Below are 19392 nucleotides of genomic sequence, written 5' to 3' on the forward strand. Positions count from 1 at the left end.
CATCAGGCCACCGGAGAATAATTGAACATCGTTCAAATCGGTGGCTTATACTTACACAACTATGACCTTTTACAGCGTTAGGATGCGGGCGAGCCTCCAAGGCCAACATATCTCCGGGGCCGAAACCCTTGTTTCTTGTCCCACAGATGTCCCCCACATCACCGCGCAGTTCATCCAACGCGCGATGAACCATGCAAAAGGTACTCCTGACTCAATCACCACAAAAGTAACGCGTATTGCAGACGCCGATATTCAACGTGTACCCCGGCTTCTCACGCGAGAATATCAAGCGGTGGACTGCCCCGATGCCCACGGCTTTGTGCAACAACAGCTTGCAACAGTGTGCTCCCCTGAAGTTACACACAAAGCCCTAGAGCTTCTTCTCACCATCCGCAACATGCGCGGGGCCGTGCTCCTAGATGCTCACTCTGCACACCGATGCGAACCCGATCCCAACAGAGGCGTCCGCGCCTCCAACTTCGGTGCCGCACCACCATCAACGCCAGCAGAGCCGCACAGCCCAGAATCGGAAACAACGAAAAACCACTACCACGAGGCTCTCACCTTATCCTCCAAAGTTATGAGCGCGCCAGGAATTATCGCCGAGATCTGCATCTCAGACGATCCCGATTACACCACTGGGTATGTTTCCCTCAACGGCGTTTATACTCGGGTACACACTATGAAGCGTTTGGGTTCTCCCCTGGGTGGAAGGGTATTCATCCTAGACTCGAAGAAAGCAAGCGTTGCCGCAGCAATCGATTACATAGAAAACACCCCGGTTTTAATTTTATGACTCTCCCAGATTCTCCATCTCCCGCAGCGTCTTCCTGCCTGCGCCCTGCACTAGCCTCCTCTCTTCTCGGAGACTTTGCAGCAGAGAAAAACCGCTGTTGGGCCGAACAAGGACTGCTACGGACTCCCGCGCGATTCGATGGCCCACAAACACCGATGACCCTTATTGAAGGCACTGAGATGTGTTTGTTTGCATCCTCAGATTATCTTGGTTTGTCAGTCCACCCCGCAGTGCAAGAAGCTGCGATCCAGGCCATCCACGACTTTGGAACAGGATCTGGGGGCAGCAGACTGACCACGGGCACCAATCTGCACTCCGCTCTAGAGCAACAACTTGCAGCGTTCTTTGGAGTTGATGATGCCGTCTTCTTTGCCACCGGTTACCAAGCCAATCTCTCGACGATCGCCACGATTGCCACGGCCTCAACCACCATATATTCAGATGAGCTCAATCATGCATCCATTATCGACGGATGCCGCATGTCCAAGGCTCAGGTATGCGTGTATCCCCACAACGACATGGAAACGCTCGAACACCTGCTCAAAGAATGCACAACACCCCATGCCTTGGTTATCAGCGACGCCGTTTTCTCCATGACCGGCGAAGTCGCGCATATTAGCGCCCTACGCGCCCTCTGCAAAAAACATCAAGCTTCGCTCTTGCTTGACGACGCCCACGGGGTCGGCGCGCTAGGTCCCACAGGAAAAGGCAGTACTGAACAAACTGGCATTGACCCCACTCGTGAAATCCTCATCGGCACAGCAAGCAAAGCCCTAGGCTCCGAAGGTGGTTTTGTCCTGTGCAATCATGAGGTCGCAACGCTGCTACGCAATAGGGCGCGAAGCTATGTTTTTTCTACGTCTCCAACACCCGCAACCGTGGTCAGCGTAGCTGCTGCTCTTTCAGTCATCGAAGATGAACCTGAGCGTTTAGAGGCTTTGCAGAACAACATCGTATATTTCAGCCGGCTCCTTGGTATACCCATGCCGCATACCCCGATTATCCCTATTCATGTGGGTGATTCCGCGCGCGCTGTACGTGTCTCTCAATCACTTGCCGATGAAGGATTCTTTGTCCCCGCTATTAGATATCCCACCGTGGCGCATCAATCAGCACTCTTGAGAATCACGCTCACCGCAGCCCACACTACTCAGCAGCTCAGACGGCTTGCTGAGGCCATCCAGCGGCTGCTCCCTCAAGCCCCTCGATGAGTGGACCCCGCATTATAAATAATCGGCGAATTCGAAAAATTCGGGCAACTTCGCTGTACCACCCAAGCGCAGCCAGCGCACGAGTGTTCGTGTTCTTAACGCGCGAGTGTCTGCAACAGCGTCATTATAAAAGCGATGCGCTAAAGAAAGCCGCACTTCCGCATCAACAATCATCGGTTCTGCGGACTCGCCAATCGCAGCAATCCGCGCAGAGATTGCCCGCTCCTTCTCCGCTCGATCAGCAAACGTCTCATAGCCCAGCTGAATCTTCTGTGCCGCCTGGGCATCCCCAATAGCCTCAGGGTGCAATGCAGCCACCAGCGCTGCCCGGCGATCAAGCGCCGCCTGCAGCGCCTGCAGCGCCGAATCTGTGCGAATATGCAAGCGATTTAATCGCTGAGCCATCATCCATGCCCAGACCACGATAAATGTGAGCAGGACTGCAATAACCGTCATCAGCACGGTAGTCATAACGACCAGGCCTCCACTTTCGTGCCATCAGCGACAGTCTCATAGACTCGGACTACCTCAGAGGCAACCCGCTCCCAGTCATACTGCCGCGCCCTCGTTTCACCGGCTTTAGCTAGCTGTTCACGGCGAGCTGGGGCGTCGATAAGCAGGCGCAACGCATCCGCCAACGCAGACGCATCCCCGTTACGGAACAATAATCCAGCCGGTGTCGGGGAATCCGCATCGCACACCGCGTGAAAAGCCTCCAGGTCACTTGCTACCACCGCGCAACCAGCGGCCATTGCCTCGACCAACACAATGCCAAAGCTCTCGCCTCCGGTGTTTGGCGCCACATAAATGTCAGCCGCACCCAAAATCTCAGCTTTGCGTTCCTCCGAGACCCTTCCCACGAACTCCACAGACTCAGTATTATGGCGCGCCGCTCCGCCACCGATAACTGTGACATGCACACCACAATCAAGCTGCTCTACAGCCTGCAAAAGGATGTCCAAGCCTTTTCGTGGTTCGTCGATACGCCCTAAAAACACGATGTCTACTGGGTCGTTCGGGTTCTTCAAAGAAGCACTTTGACGAGCCTGCGCAAAAAGCGACGTGTCCACGCCGTTGGGGATAGACACAGGGTCGCCTCCCAGCATCTGAACTTGCCACCGACGCGCCATTTCAGAAACCGCAATCCCACCACGAATCTTCTCCAGCGAACCACGCAAAAACGGCAACGCAAGCGTCAAAAGAGTCGACTTGCTACTCGATGCATGATAGGTGGCCACGATCGGCCCCCGCGCTACTTTTAAGGCGGCTAAAGAAAAACTCGGAGAGTTCGGCTCATGGATGTGGAGTACGTCAAAGTTCCCCTGCTGGATAAACTCACGGACCTGTCTAAAAGTCTTTGGGCTAAAAGCCAGCCGCGCTACTGATCCGTTATAAGGAATCGGCCATGAACGCCCGCCTTTGGTAACAAAATCAGGCACATCCGTTGATTCTGCGCAGGGCCCGATGACACCAACATAGTGCCCCATATCCATAAGCTTACGAGCAAGATCAAGGATATGAGCTTGAACTCCACCGGGTTCGTCAAAGGAATAAGGGCACACGATTCCTATACGCATGTATCTTCCTTTGTTTCACTAGGCATCCACTAGGTATTGGTCAGCTCAGGTGGTCATCTGAGACAGAACCTCGGGGCAAACGACGGCCCCTACTCACTGATCGACTAGGACAGCCCAGCCTGAAAACGATCCTGGTCCAGATCCGCAATCCACAGCGGCTGCAGCACATGCCAGTCTTCGGGATGAGCCACAATATTCTCCTGCATTATGTCAGCAACACGTTGCACTGTCGAACTCGCATCAGTGACCTGTACTTCTGGAGAAATACTTATCCCCCAGCCGTCTCCTTCAAACCACACATGCCCAACGTGAAGGGCAGCAGTGGTCTCCATAGCTAGCTTTACGGGGCCTGCTGGCATCCGCGTAGGCTCACCAAAAAACTCTACGTCAATCCCTGTTTTTCGCAGATCGCGCTCACCCAATAAACACACGATACCGCCATCATTCAATCGGCTTTTCAGCTCGGGGAAAGGAGCCGAACCACCAGTTAGCGGCAAAACCTCAAAACCCAAGGTCTCCCGAAAAGCCACGAATGCTCGATAAAGACTTTCAGGTTTTAGGCGCTCGGCCACAGTAGTAAAAGGGCCAAAAGCATGAGCAACGTACATTCCGGCCATATCCCAGTTACCGGAATGAGGCAGTACCACAATCGCCCCTCGACCCGAACGCACAGAAGCTTCTAAATGTTCTTTACCGCGCATGCAATTGTCCAACCGACGCATCACACGAGGGTCTCCCGCCATACTGGGAAGACAAAAAGCTTCTTTCCAATATCGCGCGTAAGAACGCATCGACGCCCGGACTAAGTCTTTAGTCACATTCTCAGTGCCCACGACCCTAGCCAAGTTTTTTCTCAGCTGTTCCATTCCCGCGCCACGCCGAGAAACCACGTCGGCCCCAAAAGCAAAAATGGAGTCAGCCACCCGACTGGGCAGCATCCGAACGACAGCCCAGCCAGTGCGATACCCCCATGATGTCACCTGTTCCCATGCTCTCGCACGCCAAGATGCGTTACTGCTCATACGTCTGTCTTCCTGCGCGACTCCGGCATCAACAGCCTGTCCATGAGGATGCTCTTTCACCCCAGCGGGAGGGGCAATCTTATCTTGAGCGAACTCTGAGCGGGACGCAATAAACAGCCTTTGTCCCACCGTAAAAATGCTTCCTACAGCAAGGATCCATAATGCAACGTCTATGGCAAAGGGAACACCAAAGCCTGTCAGCCCGATTCCAATCAGGCCAATAATAAGGCGTTCGGGGCGCTCCACGAGCCCACCAACCATCGAGAATCCGCTGGCTTCTCCCCTAGCCTTGACATAAGAAATCACCTGTGAGCAAACGAGTACAACAAGAGACGCCGCCACCAGTGATTTATGCGCATCGTAGCTATACACCAGCCACCACGTAATGGCGCCAAAAAGCGCGCCATCGGTGATGCGGTCGCACGAAGCATCAAGAGTCGCGCCAAATTTTGTTCCGCCACCCCGCATGCGTGCCATAGTCCCGTCGACCATGTCAAAGGCAGCGAAAAGGCCTGTCAATAGTGTGGCGGCCACTAAATGACCAGTGGGGATCAGAAAGACTGCGATGGCTACGGTAATAACTGTTCCCAACACCGTGACGCTGTTGGGAGACAAACCCATTTTGCTGAAACACTGTGCAACTGGCTCAACGATAACCGCTGCGGGTTTTCTACCATGAACACTAAGCATGTGCGACTCCTGGAATTCCGTCCATCTCATCCCATGCTTGTGCGAGAAGCGAGCGAGTGTCCCGCAAAAGCTGAGGCAGTACCTTTGTTCCGTCAATGATCGTCATAAAGTTTGCATCACCTGTCCACCGCGGAACAATGTGCATGTGCAGGTGCTCTCCTACTGAGCCTCCCGACGCCTTCCCCAGGTTGAAACCGAGATTGATGGCATCCGGAGCGGAAACATTCTTGAGTACTTTAATTGCAGCCTGAGCAAAAGAAAAAAGCTCTGCGGATTCTTCCGCGGTAAGGTCTTCCAGGTTCCGCTCTTGCCTATAAGGCACAACCATCATGTGGCCAGCGTTGTATGGGAACAAATTAAGCACGCAATAAACAAGCTCACCGCGCGCAACGATTAAGCCGTCTTCGTCGCTAAGTTCAGGGATTCGGACAAACGGATTAGCCGGCCGCTCGTTGGTATCGCGTTGATCACGAGACCCATCGTTACGGATGTAGGACATCCGGTACGGTGCCCACAGTCGTTCTAAGCCGTCGGATATACCAACACCTTGATCTGTGTACGTCTCGTTTTCCCCATACGAGGGCATATCCGCGAACTCCTTCAGCATTCACAAACTACGTAAACCAGCTGCCATACACTGCTGTATATAACAGCTGCATATAACAACAGCTTTACGACCTACAGAAACACCGTAGTCGCTTACCCTACAGAATGGGCTCGGCAGCTACAGTGTTTCTGATAAAACCATCCAATATCAGTGGCTTGATTCTTTAATCAAGAATCAGGGCGCTTACAGATTCCTCTGTTGGCTGGTCATTGTTCCGCGAACGAATCCACTGGTCGATAATCTCTACAGCTTTTTCTACTGGAACCCCATTAACCTGAGTGCCGTCAAGGAATCGGAAGCTCACAGAACCGGCCTCAACATCACGAGCACCCGCAAGAACCATAAAAGGAACCTTGCCTGTGGTGTGGTTACGGATCTTCTTCTGCATACGGTCATCAGAAGTATCCACGTCTGCACGAATGCCTCGTTGACGCAGCTGCGCCATCATTTCTTCCAAATGTCCTACAAAGGCATCAGCCACAGGAATACCAATAACTTGGTGCGGAGCCAACCATGCGGGGAAGGCGCCCGCATAATGCTCTAAGAGCACACCAAAGAAGCGCTCAATGGAACCAAACAGGGCTCGGTGAATCATAATCGGCTGACGCTTGCTGCCATCAGGAGCCGTGTACTCCAAGTTGAAGCGATCCGGCAGGTTGAAGTCCAATTGCACCGTAGACATCTGCCACGTACGGCCAATCGCGTCACGAGCCTGGACCGAGATCTTTGGACCGTAGAACGCCGCACCTGCGGGGTCAGGAACCAACTCAAGACCCGACTTCGTTGCTACACGCTCCAAGATCGAGGTGGAACGCTCCCAAATCTCATCCGATCCGACAAACTTGTTTGGATCTTTGGTAGACAATTCAAGGTAGAAATCATCAAGACCATAGTCCTTGAGCAACGAGATAATGAAGTCGAGAACCGAAGTGAGCTCTGCTTCCAGTTGATCTTCCGTGCAGTAGATGTGGGCGTCATCCTGCGTGAACCCACGGGCACGGGTTAAGCCATGAATAACTCCCGACTTCTCATAACGATAAACCGTTCCAAACTCAAAAAGTCGGAGAGGCAATTCACGATACGACCGTCCCCGCGACGCAAAAATGAGATTGTGCATCGGGCAGTTCATCGGTTTAGCGTAGTAATCCTGCGCCTGCTTGGTAACGTTGCCGTCCTCATCGACTTCACCGTCGAGCTGCATGGGAGGGAACATTCCGTCCGCATAAAAGTCCAGGTGACCAGACTTTTTAAACAGATCTCCCTTGGTAATGTGCGGGGTATTAACAAACGAGTACCCCGCTGCAATATGCCGTTTGCGGGAGTGCTCTTCCATCTCCAAGCGCACAACTCCACCATTGGGGTGGAACACCGGGAAGCCTGAGCCGATCTCATCAGGGAAGCTGAACAAATCAAGCTCAGCTCCTAGACGGCGGTGATCCCGCTTCTCAGCCTCTGCCATCATCGTCTGGTATTCCTCAAGGGCCTCTTTAGATTCCCATGCGGTACCGTAAATTCGCTGCAAATCAGCCAAAGACTGATCTCCACGCCAGTATGCGGCGGAGGATCGAGTAAGGGAAAAAGCAGGAATGTACTTGGTGGTAGGCACATGCGGACCACGGCAAAGGTCATACCAATCGACCTCTCCCGTGCGTGGATTGAGGTTGTAGTACCCCGTCAGATCACCAGCGCCAACCTCAGTGGCTTCATCAGAGTCAGGATCGACACTGCCTTTATCCCGGATCAGCTCAAGCTTATAAGGCTCATTTTTCAGTGCTTCTGTTGCTTCCTCTACGGACGCAAACGTGCGGCGCTCAAATTTTTGCCCCTGCTTGATGATCTTCTTCATCCGCTTTTCAATGCACTTCAGATCCTCAGGAGTAAAAGGCTCTGCAACATCAAAGTCGTAATAGAAGCCATTCTCGATTGCCGGGCCGATGCCTAGCTTGGTCCCGGGAAACTCAGCTTGTACAGCCTGTGCCAGCACGTGGGTGCACGAGTGGCGGATGACCTCACGGCCCTCCTCCGTGTTTGCTGGTACCGGGGTTACCTGCGTATCTGTCTCGGGGACAAAGGAAAGGTCTCTCAAAGTACCTTCGGAATCTTTGACGCAGACGATTGCTTCTGGCCCCTTATTGGGCAGCTCAAGCTCTCGCATAGCAGCACCCGCTGCTACTCCTGCGGGAACGATGAACGGCTGATGCAGATTAGGCGTCGCCTCGATGAGATGTGCCATTATAAAATGCGCTCCTTACTTGCGCTCATGCTCAGCGTCATACCTGGACGCGTGGGCTGTAGATAGCGGCGAAGGCCAAAGCTGGATATGAAAGTTGTGCTAGTTAAGAAAATGCCCGCACAAGGTTGTACTTAAAAAGAACTATTTCTCAAGCACAAAACTCATGCGAGCATGACTGTAGATGTATCACACCAATGCTTACCGACGCTCAGCTCCCATCCTACAACTAGTTGTTAGGATTCAAAGAGCGCAGCTCCCCAGTAGTGTTTTTTGCTTCCACTATCCTCAGAGGTTCCCGGCAAAATTGCGTACACGGCTGATCCAATATGGGTGATCCATTCGTTCAGTCGGTCCGAATCATTGAGGCGCTGCTGAATAGGGATAAATTGTTTCCTAGGGTCTTTTTGGAAACAACAAAATACCAATCCCACGTTCGACAGCTGCCCCGAACCTGGAATAGGTGCCTCATCATAGGAATAAGCTCGGCGCTGAATCTTCTGATCCGGGCTGTCAGAAGGCGGCGTTGCTAACGCCATATGCGACCGAGCATCGATCTTAGGCAGTCCGTACTCATCAACAGCATGAAAATCCGGCGCATCAAACTCAGAACCACCGCTTAACGGTGCCCCGTCTTTTAGATCTCGACCAATGACTATCTCACGGGATTCGCGATCAAGAATCTCCCAGGTATCAAGGTTCATGGCAATACGACGAACAATCATGCACGATCCCTCATGAAGCCAAGCTGGGGAATCATCTGATTTGTCAATCCACACCTGAGCATCAAATTCTTGATCATTGTGTGGGTTAACAGTTCCGTCTTTCTGACCAAACAGGTTACGAGGCGTCTCACCTTTTTCATTAGCACCGTTGGCGTTCAGGAATCCTTTTTGTACCCACAGAGTTTCCGTGTAGTCCGTGCCAGAGCGAATCATGTGACGAGTGGCAAAAGCCATGGTCACCGGATCATCGCACGCAATCTGGATCACGATGTCAGACTCGCCCCAGCGTGGATCCAAATTGTCTTTGGAAAACGCAGGGAGGGGTTGAAGCCACGCGGGACGCTGATCTTCTTTCCCAATGATGCTAAAAAATCGCTTTCCTACCCCGCATGTGATGGTCAAACGCGCAGGTTTGGTCACCATTTCCGGTTCAAGGCTACCCAGGGGGTTCTCCCCTTGGGTCAAACGACGAGCATCCTCCGTCCACAACTTGAGCAAACGCTGTACGCCAACTTTGTTCACGCCTGCGCGTAAGTTCAAAGCGATGACAGTAAGGTGTGCTTGCGCAGAGGTAGCAATTCCGGACTGATGCGTCCCATCAAAAGGCTCGCGTGCTGCTGCTATGGAGGCGGTACTGACCGACGCATCCTTTGCTGTCGCATGTTTTTCTGCGTTGGAGCATCCAGCCAATGCGGCCCCACCGACAACCGTCGCCCCGGTAGCCGACCCTAAAAGAAAGCTACGACGAGATATTCCTTTTACCGGCGGCGATTTTTCTGACTGTAGTTGGGAATCAAAATGGGATTGAGCGGCTGTCATCGTGTGCTCCGGGGTCAGTTAATGGGGTATCGACAAGGCTGATGGCCTTACTCGACTTAAAGTAAGACCATAGTTTTTAAAAGCCGCGTAATACATTACGCGGCGGCTATCTTTAGTGCTTATGCATCATTCCTGTGGAACCGGTCTCCTTATGCAAAGAGCCATCTTCAGCATAGTTCTCGTCTCCAGCGGCAACGGTGCGAACAGGAACTTCCTTAACGGCTACGGTTGATCCGTCGGAAAGCTGCAGAGTCACGTCTACAGAATCTCCCGCTGCAACAGGCTTCTCCAGTCCCATGAGCATCATGTGATCTTTACCGGGCTCCATGGTGAGGGTCTGGCCTGCAGGAATCACAAAGCCGCCGTCTTTTTCTTTCATTACGCCGTCAACAACCTCATGAAGCTGGTTCATCTTAGCGTTCATAGAAGAGGTGAAGCCGGTAACCGTGATCTCTTTATCAGTGTGGTTCTTAATCTGACCGAAAATGGCGGTCATGTCCTTGCCTTCGCTCATGGCGCGCACGTAGAGGTCGACAAGCTCAACGTCCTTGGAGGACATTGCGTCGGAAGCTTTAGCGCCTGCAGAGGCCGCCGCAGAAGTAGCGGTATCTACCTTCTTAGCGGAATCTTTTTCGGAGCTAGAGCACGCAGTCAGCGCAAGCGATGTAACAGCGAGAGCACACATTCCGACCTTGATACGAGAACTAACGATAGACATATATTAAATACCTTTCTGTTTACGAGACCTAAGTGCCACAATAGTCCCACTGCCTATGCCCGCAACCGCGAGCAATCCAATAACAGGCCATAGCCATCCGGGAAAACCCTGTGACCCCGCAGATGGCATCACGCCACTCGAATCCGAGCTTGTCGACGCCCCCTCGGTGCGTTCGCCGGCCACAGTAAAGGTGGTCTTGCCGCGGGTGGCGTGCCCGTCCGACGACGTAATCTGAAAGCCCAAAATATAATCGCCCGGTCCCGGCGTTATGTCCGAGGGAACATCAACGCTCACGTTTCGCCCCTCAATATGAGGGTCCGCAGTAAAAAGCACCTTGGAGTTAGACGCGTCACTCACTGCAACCGTATTGAACCCAGGCTTCGGCTCACCAGAAAAGACCAGTGAAAGCGATCTCGGAAAAGAATCAATAGTCGCGCCGTTGCCAGGGTTGGAATCGATAACCACATCGTGGGCATACGCAGTAGACCCTGCACTTATAGAAAGCGCACAGGTTGCAGTCAACGCGACAACACAAGCGGCTACCCTACCCAGGATGGGAGTATCGCGACTACACACGCTGTCCCCAGCACCACTCACTTAGATTCTCCCATTCGTCGAAGCTGTTTACATCTCCCACTCTTCCATATTGAATTGCCCTATGCCCTTATGTAACAAGATATGAGCTGTCTATAGCTATCTATAGTGACATTCAATACATAAGGACGCGAGCACAATTAAGAGTCGGTTCTTTGGATATAGAAGTTCCTCTGGAGGGTTAATTTTCTTTAAACATACCCCCGGAAAAGTTCGACACAGTGAACTCTCTATAGCAAGTCACCTGATGACATTACATTTCCGACCCTTTGAAAGTCTTAGAAAACCTCCCATATCAGCTCCACCAATCCCGCCATCGTCTCCCCAGCGCACGAAAGCCACAACATCCAATGTGAACCCGGAACTGCCCGACGACACGCCCAATAGCGCGACAGCTCAACCACGATCCCGCAGTTAGGACACAAGGCTAACAATGCCTACCGCAGTGGTTTATTACCCCCATTGAATATCAAATTCATAAAAACTGCATAACCACTTCCCCTGTACAATAGCCTAGAAACTAGGAGTAACCCTCGATTTTTACAGAGATAAGCAAGGGTTGCGTTTAGCAGACTCTCAGAACAATAGGGAAAGCATAATACCGTGTTCTTAGAGATAGAAGACCCCTCATCTTCTTACCAAACGCTCAATGCCACCCTTTCTTCTTTCCTACTCCTTCCCTCAAACCACTCAGGAAAACACTCAAAGGGTAATAATCATGAAAGTCGTAGCCTCACTCATAGCCATCACCCTGGGCGTATTCATCATGGTCTTGGGCATATTTGGCGCGTTTATTGAAAGCAACTTCCGCTTCTTTTTCGCATTCCTATTGATCGGTTTAATGCCGCTCTTGCCGGGCGTATGGATGTTGCTTCACCAAAGGCGAGAAAAGAAAGGTGCGGAACCACTCAAACGCCATTGGGGAAAGGTAACACTTGCCTCCCTTGCTGCTTTTATACTCGGATCTGCACTTATGCCTACAACAGAAGCCTCTTCTAAAAAGACTGCACCAACAACCAGTACAATCTCCACGTCTTCCAGAGTGCCTCCCACCTCTTCCCTAACATCGAGTACCGCATCAAAATCTTCCCCCACGTCTGCAAGCAAACAGCCCAGCACAGTAAGGAAGCACGTCTGAAAAGCCATCAGCGACACCCGAGCTGCCACCTTCCGCAGAGCCAGCGCCACAGCAGTTCATGGCACCTCCGCCCCCTCCAGCTCAGACACCTGACCCAGCACCGGCCCCCGCTCGAGCTCCGCAACAGTTCGTAGCCCCTCCGCCAGCTCCGGCACCAGACCAAGACGTGTATTTCAACAGCTGCAGAGAAGCACGAGCCGCAGGATATTCCCATATGCGCCGCGGAGAACCTGGCTATAGATCAGGGCTTGACGGGGATAACGACGGTATTGCTTGCGATAAGAAAAAGTAATGCCAAGCAACAGGGATACCCCAGGCAACAATGAAGACTCTTTGGCTGCCTTAGCTTTCGATTTCCCCGAATCGTGAGGTTTATGCACCTCCTGCCCCAGCAAATAGGGCAAGACACATGAACGGAGATACCCCACACCCTCAAGGGCGTGAGGTATCTCCGTGTGGTGGTCCTAGCTGGGATCGAACCAGCGACCTTTCCGGTGTGAACGGAACGCTCTTCCACTGAGCCATAGGACCTTAAAATTAAGCCGTACACAATGTGCAACAGATCTAGAATCTAGCACCATCTACATTTCTATTCAAAACCCAATGCAGAAGCATATTTTGACTCCTTCTGTCTTATATCCGTTCAGAGATTCATGCTATGCCCCTATGACATTCCCAGACATTCCCTAACCGGATAATCACCGAACCCTATCGATTCTTTGAACACACTCAAGGACGCACTCAAACTAGTGCCACCGTCAAGAAGATGTCCCAACAAAGATCCCCTCGCTATCACCGCAGCAGGCATAAAATTCGGTGGTTCCCTTAGTTTCACTGGGGATTTGTACTAAACCGACAATTCAGGCTAAAGTTTCATCTCGCAACAACAGTTGTAATGCGGATGTAGCGCAGTTGGTAGCGCATCACCTTGCCAAGGTGAGGGTCGCGAGTTCGAGTCTCGTCATCCGCTCCACGTTCAAATTTATTTGAACGCCCGCGCGTTTAGCTCAGCGGGAGAGCGCTTCCCTGACACGGAAGAGGTCACTGGTTCAATCCCAGTATCGCGCACCAAAGCCTTGTTTCAGGCTTTTCAAACAGTAGAAACATGCGGATGTAGCGCAGTTGGTAGCGCATCACCTTGCCAAGGTGAGGGTCGCGAGTTCGAGTCTCGTCATCCGCTCAGGTACATTAGTATCTACGGCGGTAACGCCACGGTGGAATGGCCGAGTGGTGAGGCAACGGTCTGCAAAACCGTGCACACGGGTTCGATTCCCGTTTCCACCTCGCATTAAGCGCGTTTAGCTCAGCGGGAGAGCGCTTCCCTGACACGGAAGAGGTCACTGGTTCAATCCCAGTATCGCGCACCAAAGCCTTGTTTCAGGCTTTTCAAACAGTAGAAACATGCGGATGTAGCGCAGTTGGTAGCGCATCACCTTGCCAAGGTGAGGGTCACGAGTTCGAGTCTCGTCATCCGCTCAGCATAAGGCGGCACCTCTTAGGAGGTGCCGCCTTTTATGGTCTAATCGTTTTATGTCCACTACTCAGCAGCAGTCTCCCCTAACGCAAACTCCGCAGCAGCAGGCACAACAGTTACTAGGAGAGGTTCAGCCAGTCCAGCACCCGGAGCTAAGAGCTATCACCTTAGCCACTCTTAATGGATCCGCTACCATCAACGGTGTATCCGGGTTTTCCTCCGCACCTCTGGACGCAGAGATGATCACGGCTGTGCGAGCAGGGTCAGACCTCGTGCTGGTTACCTCCGCGACTATCAAGGCCGAATCTTATGTCCCTGTTTTACTCTCATCAGAAGCCCAGATAGAGCGAAAAACCCGAGGACAGACTCCCCTTCCCGCCCTTGGCATAGTCAGTCGTTCTCTCGATTTTCCCAGCGATTCGGTTGTCTTTGAGCCAAGCGCGCGAGGTTCTTTACTTGTGATTACTGAGAACGTCGATAAGCAGGATGCTCAGCGGGCGCATCGGTACCGTCGACTCACTGACGCGGGGATCGTCGTTCTTATGGTTTCCGATTTATCAACTCCCGCAGGCCTCCACTCAGCGCTGACAACTCTGCACAAAAACGGTTTTTCCCGCATCAGTTGCGAAGGCGGACCGTCCTTGTATCGGAAGCTTCTTCAGACCCAGCTCATTGACATCATTCACCTGACCATTGCACCTGTTATTGCGTTACCCGTAGAAACGCCCAGTTTTGGCACCGACTCATCGACCGACACCGCTTTGTATCACTTTGCCGTAGAAGAAACTCTCACTGCCACCGATGGGTCAGTTTTTCTCAGGCTCAAAGCCACTTCAGGCAACAAACTTTAACAACAGATTTTTCGAGGTACTAACCAGTTTCAATCCCCCACCCCACGGGTTTTTCCACTACGGTAATCAAAGTGACCGAGAATCAAATTACCCGTAGCACCCGTTTTTCTTTCCCTCAATGGTTGCGTCGGCAGGCGGAGATATCCCGCTCGTTCTCCTACTCCCAACCGGCGCCAGCTCGAACACCATGGGATAGCGCGGGAAAAAAGGCGTTATATCCGCTAGCCATTGGCTTGGTCATATACAGTGTTGCGGTTTTAGGTGTTAACGGCAGCATCACCGATGATTTCTCTACCGTTTATAATGCTTTACGACGTTTCCTCGACGGAGTTCCCGTCTATAACGAGACGTACTATTTCGTTGACCCACATTATCTCTATAACCCCGGAGCCACTGTTCTCCTGTCGCCGATAGCCCTAGGCACTCATTTTGCGTTTCAGCGCCTGGTGTTCATCATTGCAAATGCCGCTGCCATCATCGCGGCGCTGGCGCTTCTCACTCGGCTTTTTGGGTACTCGATCAAAAGCGCAGTCTTTCCGCTCGTCGTCGCGCTAGCTTTCCTCACAGAAGCCGTAAGAAACACCCTCATCTTTTCCAATATCAACGGAATTTTGCTTTTAGCTTTTGTCGCTTTTCTCCGATTGACTCTTGATAATCGGCGGTGGTGGGCCGGAATTATTATTGGTCTGGCTATTGTGGTCAAACCTGTTTTCCTGCCAGTCCTTTTTATCCCTCTAGTTTTGCTGCACTGGCGGACTCTGTGCGCTGCATTGGGTATTCCGATAGTTGCCAATATTGTCGGTTGGATCCTAGTCCCAGGCGCTTCCGAGTACCTTAGCCGTACGGCGCCTTATCTTAAAGAAGTTCGAGACTACGCCAATAGCTCCTTGCGTGGCATGGCAGTGTACTTCGGTGCGCCGACATGGGTGAGCGCTTTCTTTTTCGTGCTCTTTGCTGGGCTCGTTATTGCGGGTCTTCTCTTCCTGCTTCAATGGCGGTCAAAGGAACCTTTGCTGTGGATTATTTCCACAGCATCGCTTCTCCTCCTCGCCGGCTTTTTCTTATCCGCGCTGGGGCAAATGTACTATTCCATGACGCTTTTCCCCCTGCTGTTTACCGTTCTTCTTTCTCGCTCCCCTATGCATACATGGACAGCATGGATTGGTGCATTACTTGTCCTTGCACCTTTTGATTGGACTTCCTCGTATTGGCCGGTAGTAGGACCTTGGATCACTACGTTCCAGGCCACTTTTGGCTGGGGACTACTCATCATCGCTATCAGCGTCAGCGCCATGGCGTGGCGGCAGGCAGACCTCAACAACGATGCTGCGCTGAAGCCGTCGACCGCTTAAAGCTCCCAGGAAGAAGTCTTAAAAAGCACTCTGCCCTATCTTTCTTTTTTATTCAGCGCTTATCCTGCGTTTTCGCGTCGGAAGCTACCATAATCCTGCTGTATTGCTATTAAATTCCTGAATCGGCTCATAAAGGGAAATATCAGGAAACCTCATGTGTTGATAGATACATAAGATCCATTAGCGCTTGGTTTCCAAGCCCGTCGACTAACAAGGAGTGCTTACCATGACCAACTTCAAGCTGATTTCCGACGATCAGTGGCGGCAACGACTCAGCGCTGAAGAATACCGGGTTCTGCGACAGGCCGGAACTGAAGCTCCCCACGTTGGTAAATACACAAATACAAAGACCGAAGGCGTTTATTCCTGCCGAGCATGCGGAACGGAGCTATTCAGATCCACAGAGAAATTTGATTCCCATTGTGGCTGGCCCTCGTTTTTCTCCCCGCTGGCAGGAGACAAGATTATCGAGCGCTCCGATACCTCGCTAGGAATGGTGCGCACCGAGGTCCTGTGTGCCACCTGCAACTCGCACCTAGGTCACGTTTTCGCAGGGGAAGGCTATTCCACCCCCACAGACCTACGTTATTGCATTAACTCAATCTGCCTTGAGCTAGAAGAGAAGCCCATCGACTAAATAAAACCACTACTCCCCTCGTCTATGAGCCCACACAAGGGCCAAAACGAGGGGAGTTTTTCTTAAACCAGAAAAGTTATGGCAGTACAGAAATCACATCGCCGATAGTCGTTACTCGCTTACCGGTAAAGAACGGCACCTCTTCGCGTACATGAAGCCGCGCCTTGGTGTAACGCATTTGATGCATCAGATCAACGATACGGTCCAAGCTCGGCGCTTCAAAGGCCAACATCCACTCATAGTCACCCAAGGCGAAAGCAGGGACGGTGTTAGCGCGAACATCTGGGTATTCGCGGGCTGCTTGGCCATGCTCAACCAAGATGGCACGACGCTCTTGTGGATCCATAAGGTACCAGTCATAAGAACGCACGAAAGGATACACAGTAATCCACTGACCGGGCTCTTCTCCCATAATGAATGAGGGAAGGTGTGAACGGTTAAACTCTGCAGGACGGTGGAGTGAGTTACCTAGCCAGAAGACCTCTGTGGTCTGCCCCAGCACGGTGTCTCGGCGGAACCTACAGTATGCATCCTGAATCTGTTCAAATTCCTCTGCAATCCACCAGGTCATAAAGTCAGCTTCAGCTCGGCACCCCGACAAGTCATAAATTCCGCGGACTGAAACCACTCCTTCGCGTTCCAGCTCGGCGAAAAAGTCCTGTGCCTGAGCGATGATATCGCTTCTTTCTGTGCCCAAAGCTCCTGGTATCGCTTTGAACGTCGCAAACTGCGAATACCTTTGCAAGCTGTTCAACTCATCGAAGTCAATCTTCTTTGCCACTGTATAGCCCTTTCTATCTGCGCGAAGTTGCCGTCTATAACGTACCGCTACAGCGTGGTGCTCGTCGTCTTGCATGTTCGGATTAATGAGACAGGGCTTCATGGAGAAGGCGACTCCTCCGAATTCGATTCATCCACCAAACTCCCGCCTGGCTATCAATCTTAAGTTTTATTCCGACCGATGGTCAAAGAGCGCTGTTCCCCTCGCCTCTTGTACAAGCCACGGCTCTTTCTTACCCCGTCTCACGTTGGCTTATTTCCTATACGCAGTTCAAGCATTACGCACTTCCGGCGCGCCTCCCACCAAACTTGCACAGCAAAAGTTACGTTCTCCCTTGTGACTGATTCTCAAGCACCTTCGACGCCCACCCTCTCGGATGCCACGGACTCGACCCCACCTGAGTTTTCCCAGGCTGTCGAATCCATGCATCAGGCCATACTGCGTCCTGAGATCACTTTGGGGACAATTCGTCCCCCGCAGCGTCTCGCTCCATTTAGCCATGCAATCGGCCTAGAGGTATCGGAGCCGAGTCAGGGGTCGTGCATCCCTGACCGCAGCGAAGGCGATGCTTTTGGTCGACTCATCCTTCTTCATGATCCTCACTCTGAGGATACGTGGGAAGGGACCATGCGCCTCGTTGCTTATATCCAGGCCGATATGGATGATTCTGTAGCCAACGACCCCCTTCTTCCCGAGGTCTCCTGGGAATGGCTTACTGAGGGGCTAGCAGATGCAGGTTTTAGCAACTTAGGCGGAACAGTGACCTCCACGTCCTCGGTTCGCTTTGGAGACATCGGGGGGCCGCCACGGGCGTATCAGGTTGAGATGCGAGCATCGTGGACTGCAAAATCCTGTGATCTTGCACCACACGTTCTCGCTTTTTCCAAGGTCCTTGCTAACGTCGCAGGCCTGCCTCCTGAGGGCATCTCCGCAATAGGCCTCTAATACGTAGATTATGCCTGAGCTTCTCGACGAACCCCGGGAGGGCCTTCCTCCGCTGTGCACTACGGTAGAAGAAATAGCTGATGCAGCGCGTCTTCTCGAATCTGGCGTTGGCCCCTTTGCCGTAGATACAGAACGTGCTTCTGGTTTCCGTTATGATGATCGCGCATTTCTTCTGCAGATCCGTAGGAGACAAGCTGGCACGGTACTTATTGACCCCTCAATTCACCCAGAGGCGGTTACCCAACATCTCGGGAGAGTGCTCAACTTCCACACCTGGGTAATCCATGCGGCTCCTAGTGACCTACCGTGTCTACGCGAGTTGGGACTACGCCCTTCCAATATTTTTGATACTGAGCTTGCCGGCCGGCTCATCGGCATGCCGCGCGTCAATCTTGCTGCGATGACTGAAGAAATCGTCGGCTTCACGTTGCGTAAAGGGCATGGTGCAGAAGATTGGTCCACGCGTCCTCTTCCTACGGACTGGCTCAATTACGCTGCCCTCGATGTGGAAAACCTCTTGGATCTCGCTGACGCGATGGCGGAACTCCTCGATTCTCAAGGCAAACTTGAATGGGCCGAGCAGGAGTTTGCCCACCTTGTCTACACGGAATATGAGAATCCACGTCCACCGAAGCAGTGGATAGATCTCAAGGGGCTCGGTTCTATTAAGAATCCAGAACAACTTGTTATTGCCAGAGAAGTCTGGACTGCACGAGAAAAAGAAGCTTGTGAAGTAGATAAGGCGGTGTCTCGCATACTGCCAGATAAAGCAATAATCGGTTTAGCGCTTTCTATGCCTCAGAGCATACGTGCAGTAGATCGCTCCCCCGGTTACCCTTCTCGGTTACGAAAGTCGTCTCGTAAGTGGTTAGGCGTTGTCACAGCTGCTCGTGAGATTCCGTCACATCAATGGCCACAAAGAATTCCTCGCCCACCGCGTCCTTATCCACCCAAATCTTTATGGGGACGCGACTACCCGGAGGTCTTCGCAGCGTGGGAGGACGTACAAAGCTCCTTGAGTTCGCTGTCTCTCCGCCTGGAGATTCCGGTCGAGAATATTCTCCAGCCCTCAGCGCTCCGAGAAATCGTCTGGTTATGCTGCACCACGCACTCAATTACCTCTCACGATGATCTCGTGCAAGCCTTAAGAGATCACCAGGCGCGTGAGTGGCAGATTCAGATTGTCCTCGACACGCTGCGTCGCAAGCTCCTATAAAAGCTTGTC

General features: G+C 52.3%; 18 protein-coding genes, 7 tRNA genes and 1 pseudogene. 14 read left to right on the forward strand and 12 right to left on the reverse strand.

Features of this window, described 5'->3' with window-relative positions:
• The first annotated feature begins 61 nt into the window (after nt 1-61).
• Nucleotides 62-796, forward strand: coding sequence for a 6-carboxyhexanoate--CoA ligase (locus CBE74_RS19250; RefSeq protein ID WP_087454082.1), 735 nt, complete (start codon nt 62-64; stop codon nt 794-796).
• Complete coding sequence (locus CBE74_RS19255; protein WP_167552596.1) at nt 793-2007, forward strand: aminotransferase class I/II-fold pyridoxal phosphate-dependent enzyme; 1215 nt, start codon at nt 793-795, stop codon at nt 2005-2007. Before CBE74_RS19250 ends, CBE74_RS19255 begins: the two co-directional genes overlap by 4 nt.
• Nucleotides 2008-2019: 12 nt before the next feature.
• On the opposite strand, the gene CBE74_RS19260 is transcribed toward CBE74_RS19255, so the two are convergent.
• From CBE74_RS19260 to CBE74_RS19305, 10 genes and pseudogenes are all read right to left on the reverse strand, one after another.
• Nucleotides 2020-2478: a LemA family protein gene (locus CBE74_RS19260; protein WP_087454083.1), complete on the reverse strand. Its 459-nt coding sequence runs from the start codon at nt 2476-2478 to the stop codon at nt 2020-2022.
• Nucleotides 2475-3584: a glycosyltransferase family 4 protein gene (locus tag CBE74_RS19265; RefSeq protein ID WP_087454084.1), complete on the reverse strand. Its 1110-nt coding sequence runs from the start codon at nt 3582-3584 to the stop codon at nt 2475-2477. The genes CBE74_RS19260 and CBE74_RS19265 overlap by 4 nt, the downstream gene beginning before the upstream one ends.
• Nucleotides 3585-3688: 104 nt before the next feature.
• Complete coding sequence (locus tag CBE74_RS19270; RefSeq protein WP_087454900.1) at nt 3689-4606, reverse strand: phosphatidylinositol mannoside acyltransferase; 918 nt, start codon at nt 4604-4606, stop codon at nt 3689-3691.
• 6 nt (nt 4607-4612) lie between these two features.
• Nucleotides 4613-5296, reverse strand: a pseudogene (gene pgsA / locus CBE74_RS19275) (phosphatidylinositol phosphate synthase); the annotation flags it as partial.
• On the reverse strand, nt 5289-5882 hold the full coding sequence (locus tag CBE74_RS19280) for an ATP adenylyltransferase (protein ID WP_087454085.1): 594 nt from the start codon (nt 5880-5882) through the stop codon (nt 5289-5291). The pseudogene pgsA and the gene CBE74_RS19280, both read right to left, overlap by 8 nt.
• Nucleotides 5883-6066: 184 nt before the next feature.
• Entirely contained in the window at nt 6067-8136 is a 2070-nt protein-coding gene (gene thrS, locus CBE74_RS19285) for a threonine--tRNA ligase (protein WP_087454086.1), read from the reverse strand.
• A 233-nt stretch (nt 8137-8369) separates the two neighbouring features.
• Nucleotides 8370-9677 (reverse strand): Dyp-type peroxidase, encoded by a 1308-nt coding sequence (locus tag CBE74_RS19290; protein ID WP_087454087.1) that lies wholly within the window; start codon nt 9675-9677, stop codon nt 8370-8372.
• 112 nt (nt 9678-9789) lie between these two features.
• Nucleotides 9790-10395: a copper chaperone PCu(A)C gene (locus tag CBE74_RS19295; protein WP_087454088.1), complete on the reverse strand. Its 606-nt coding sequence runs from the start codon at nt 10393-10395 to the stop codon at nt 9790-9792.
• Between the two features lie 3 nt (nt 10396-10398).
• On the reverse strand, nt 10399-10992 hold the full coding sequence (locus tag CBE74_RS19300) for a copper resistance CopC family protein (protein WP_087454089.1): 594 nt from the start codon (nt 10990-10992) through the stop codon (nt 10399-10401).
• Between the two features lie 870 nt (nt 10993-11862).
• Nucleotides 11863-12177, reverse strand: a complete 315-nt coding sequence (locus tag CBE74_RS19305) for a hypothetical protein (RefSeq protein ID WP_225871134.1) — start codon at nt 12175-12177, stop codon at nt 11863-11865.
• Nucleotides 12178-12341: 164 nt separating this feature from the next.
• On the opposite strand from CBE74_RS19305, the gene CBE74_RS19310 reads away from it, so the two are divergent.
• Nucleotides 12342-12419: an excalibur calcium-binding domain-containing protein gene (locus CBE74_RS19310; RefSeq protein ID WP_080669081.1), complete on the forward strand. Its 78-nt coding sequence runs from the start codon at nt 12342-12344 to the stop codon at nt 12417-12419.
• Nucleotides 12420-12583: 164 nt separating this feature from the next.
• On the opposite strand, the gene CBE74_RS19315 is transcribed toward CBE74_RS19310, so the two are convergent.
• Nucleotides 12584-12658, reverse strand: a tRNA-Val gene (locus tag CBE74_RS19315).
• A 366-nt stretch (nt 12659-13024) separates the two neighbouring features.
• On the opposite strand from CBE74_RS19315, the gene CBE74_RS19320 reads away from it, so the two are divergent.
• From CBE74_RS19320 to msrB, 9 genes are all read left to right on the forward strand, one after another.
• Nucleotides 13025-13100: transfer RNA gene (locus CBE74_RS19320), tRNA-Gly, on the forward strand.
• 23 nt (nt 13101-13123) lie between these two features.
• A tRNA-Val gene (locus CBE74_RS19325) sits at nt 13124-13198 on the forward strand.
• Nucleotides 13199-13234: 36 nt separating this feature from the next.
• Nucleotides 13235-13307 (forward strand) — tRNA-Gly (locus tag CBE74_RS19330).
• 33 nt (nt 13308-13340) lie between these two features.
• Nucleotides 13341-13411: transfer RNA gene (locus CBE74_RS19335), tRNA-Cys, on the forward strand.
• A gap of 8 nt (nt 13412-13419) precedes the next feature.
• Nucleotides 13420-13494: transfer RNA gene (locus CBE74_RS19340), tRNA-Val, on the forward strand.
• A gap of 36 nt (nt 13495-13530) precedes the next feature.
• Nucleotides 13531-13603: transfer RNA gene (locus CBE74_RS19345), tRNA-Gly, on the forward strand.
• A 54-nt stretch (nt 13604-13657) separates the two neighbouring features.
• Nucleotides 13658-14452 carry a pyrimidine reductase family protein gene (locus tag CBE74_RS19350; protein ID WP_087454091.1) on the forward strand — a complete coding sequence of 265 codons (795 nt, stop codon included), beginning with the start codon at nt 13658-13660 and terminating at the stop codon, nt 14450-14452.
• A gap of 71 nt (nt 14453-14523) precedes the next feature.
• Complete coding sequence (locus tag CBE74_RS19355) at nt 14524-15804, forward strand: glycosyltransferase family 87 protein (RefSeq protein WP_087454092.1); 1281 nt, start codon at nt 14524-14526, stop codon at nt 15802-15804.
• 226 nt (nt 15805-16030) lie between these two features.
• Nucleotides 16031-16441: a peptide-methionine (R)-S-oxide reductase MsrB gene (gene msrB / locus CBE74_RS19360; protein ID WP_023635823.1), complete on the forward strand. Its 411-nt coding sequence runs from the start codon at nt 16031-16033 to the stop codon at nt 16439-16441.
• A gap of 76 nt (nt 16442-16517) precedes the next feature.
• On the opposite strand, the gene hemQ is transcribed toward msrB, so the two are convergent.
• Nucleotides 16518-17222: a hydrogen peroxide-dependent heme synthase gene (hemQ, locus tag CBE74_RS19365; protein WP_087454901.1), complete on the reverse strand. Its 705-nt coding sequence runs from the start codon at nt 17220-17222 to the stop codon at nt 16518-16520.
• A gap of 336 nt (nt 17223-17558) precedes the next feature.
• On the opposite strand from hemQ, the gene CBE74_RS19370 reads away from it, so the two are divergent.
• Nucleotides 17559-18167 carry a DUF3000 domain-containing protein gene (locus CBE74_RS19370; RefSeq protein ID WP_087454093.1) on the forward strand — a complete coding sequence of 203 codons (609 nt, stop codon included), beginning with the start codon at nt 17559-17561 and terminating at the stop codon, nt 18165-18167.
• 10 nt (nt 18168-18177) lie between these two features.
• Nucleotides 18178-19383: an HRDC domain-containing protein gene (locus CBE74_RS19375; protein ID WP_087454094.1), complete on the forward strand. Its 1206-nt coding sequence runs from the start codon at nt 18178-18180 to the stop codon at nt 19381-19383.
• Nucleotides 19384-19392: the final 9 nt, after the last annotated feature.

It is taken from the genome of Corynebacterium silvaticum, assembly GCF_002162115.2.
GTDB lineage: Bacteria > Actinomycetota > Actinomycetes > Mycobacteriales > Mycobacteriaceae > Corynebacterium > Corynebacterium silvaticum.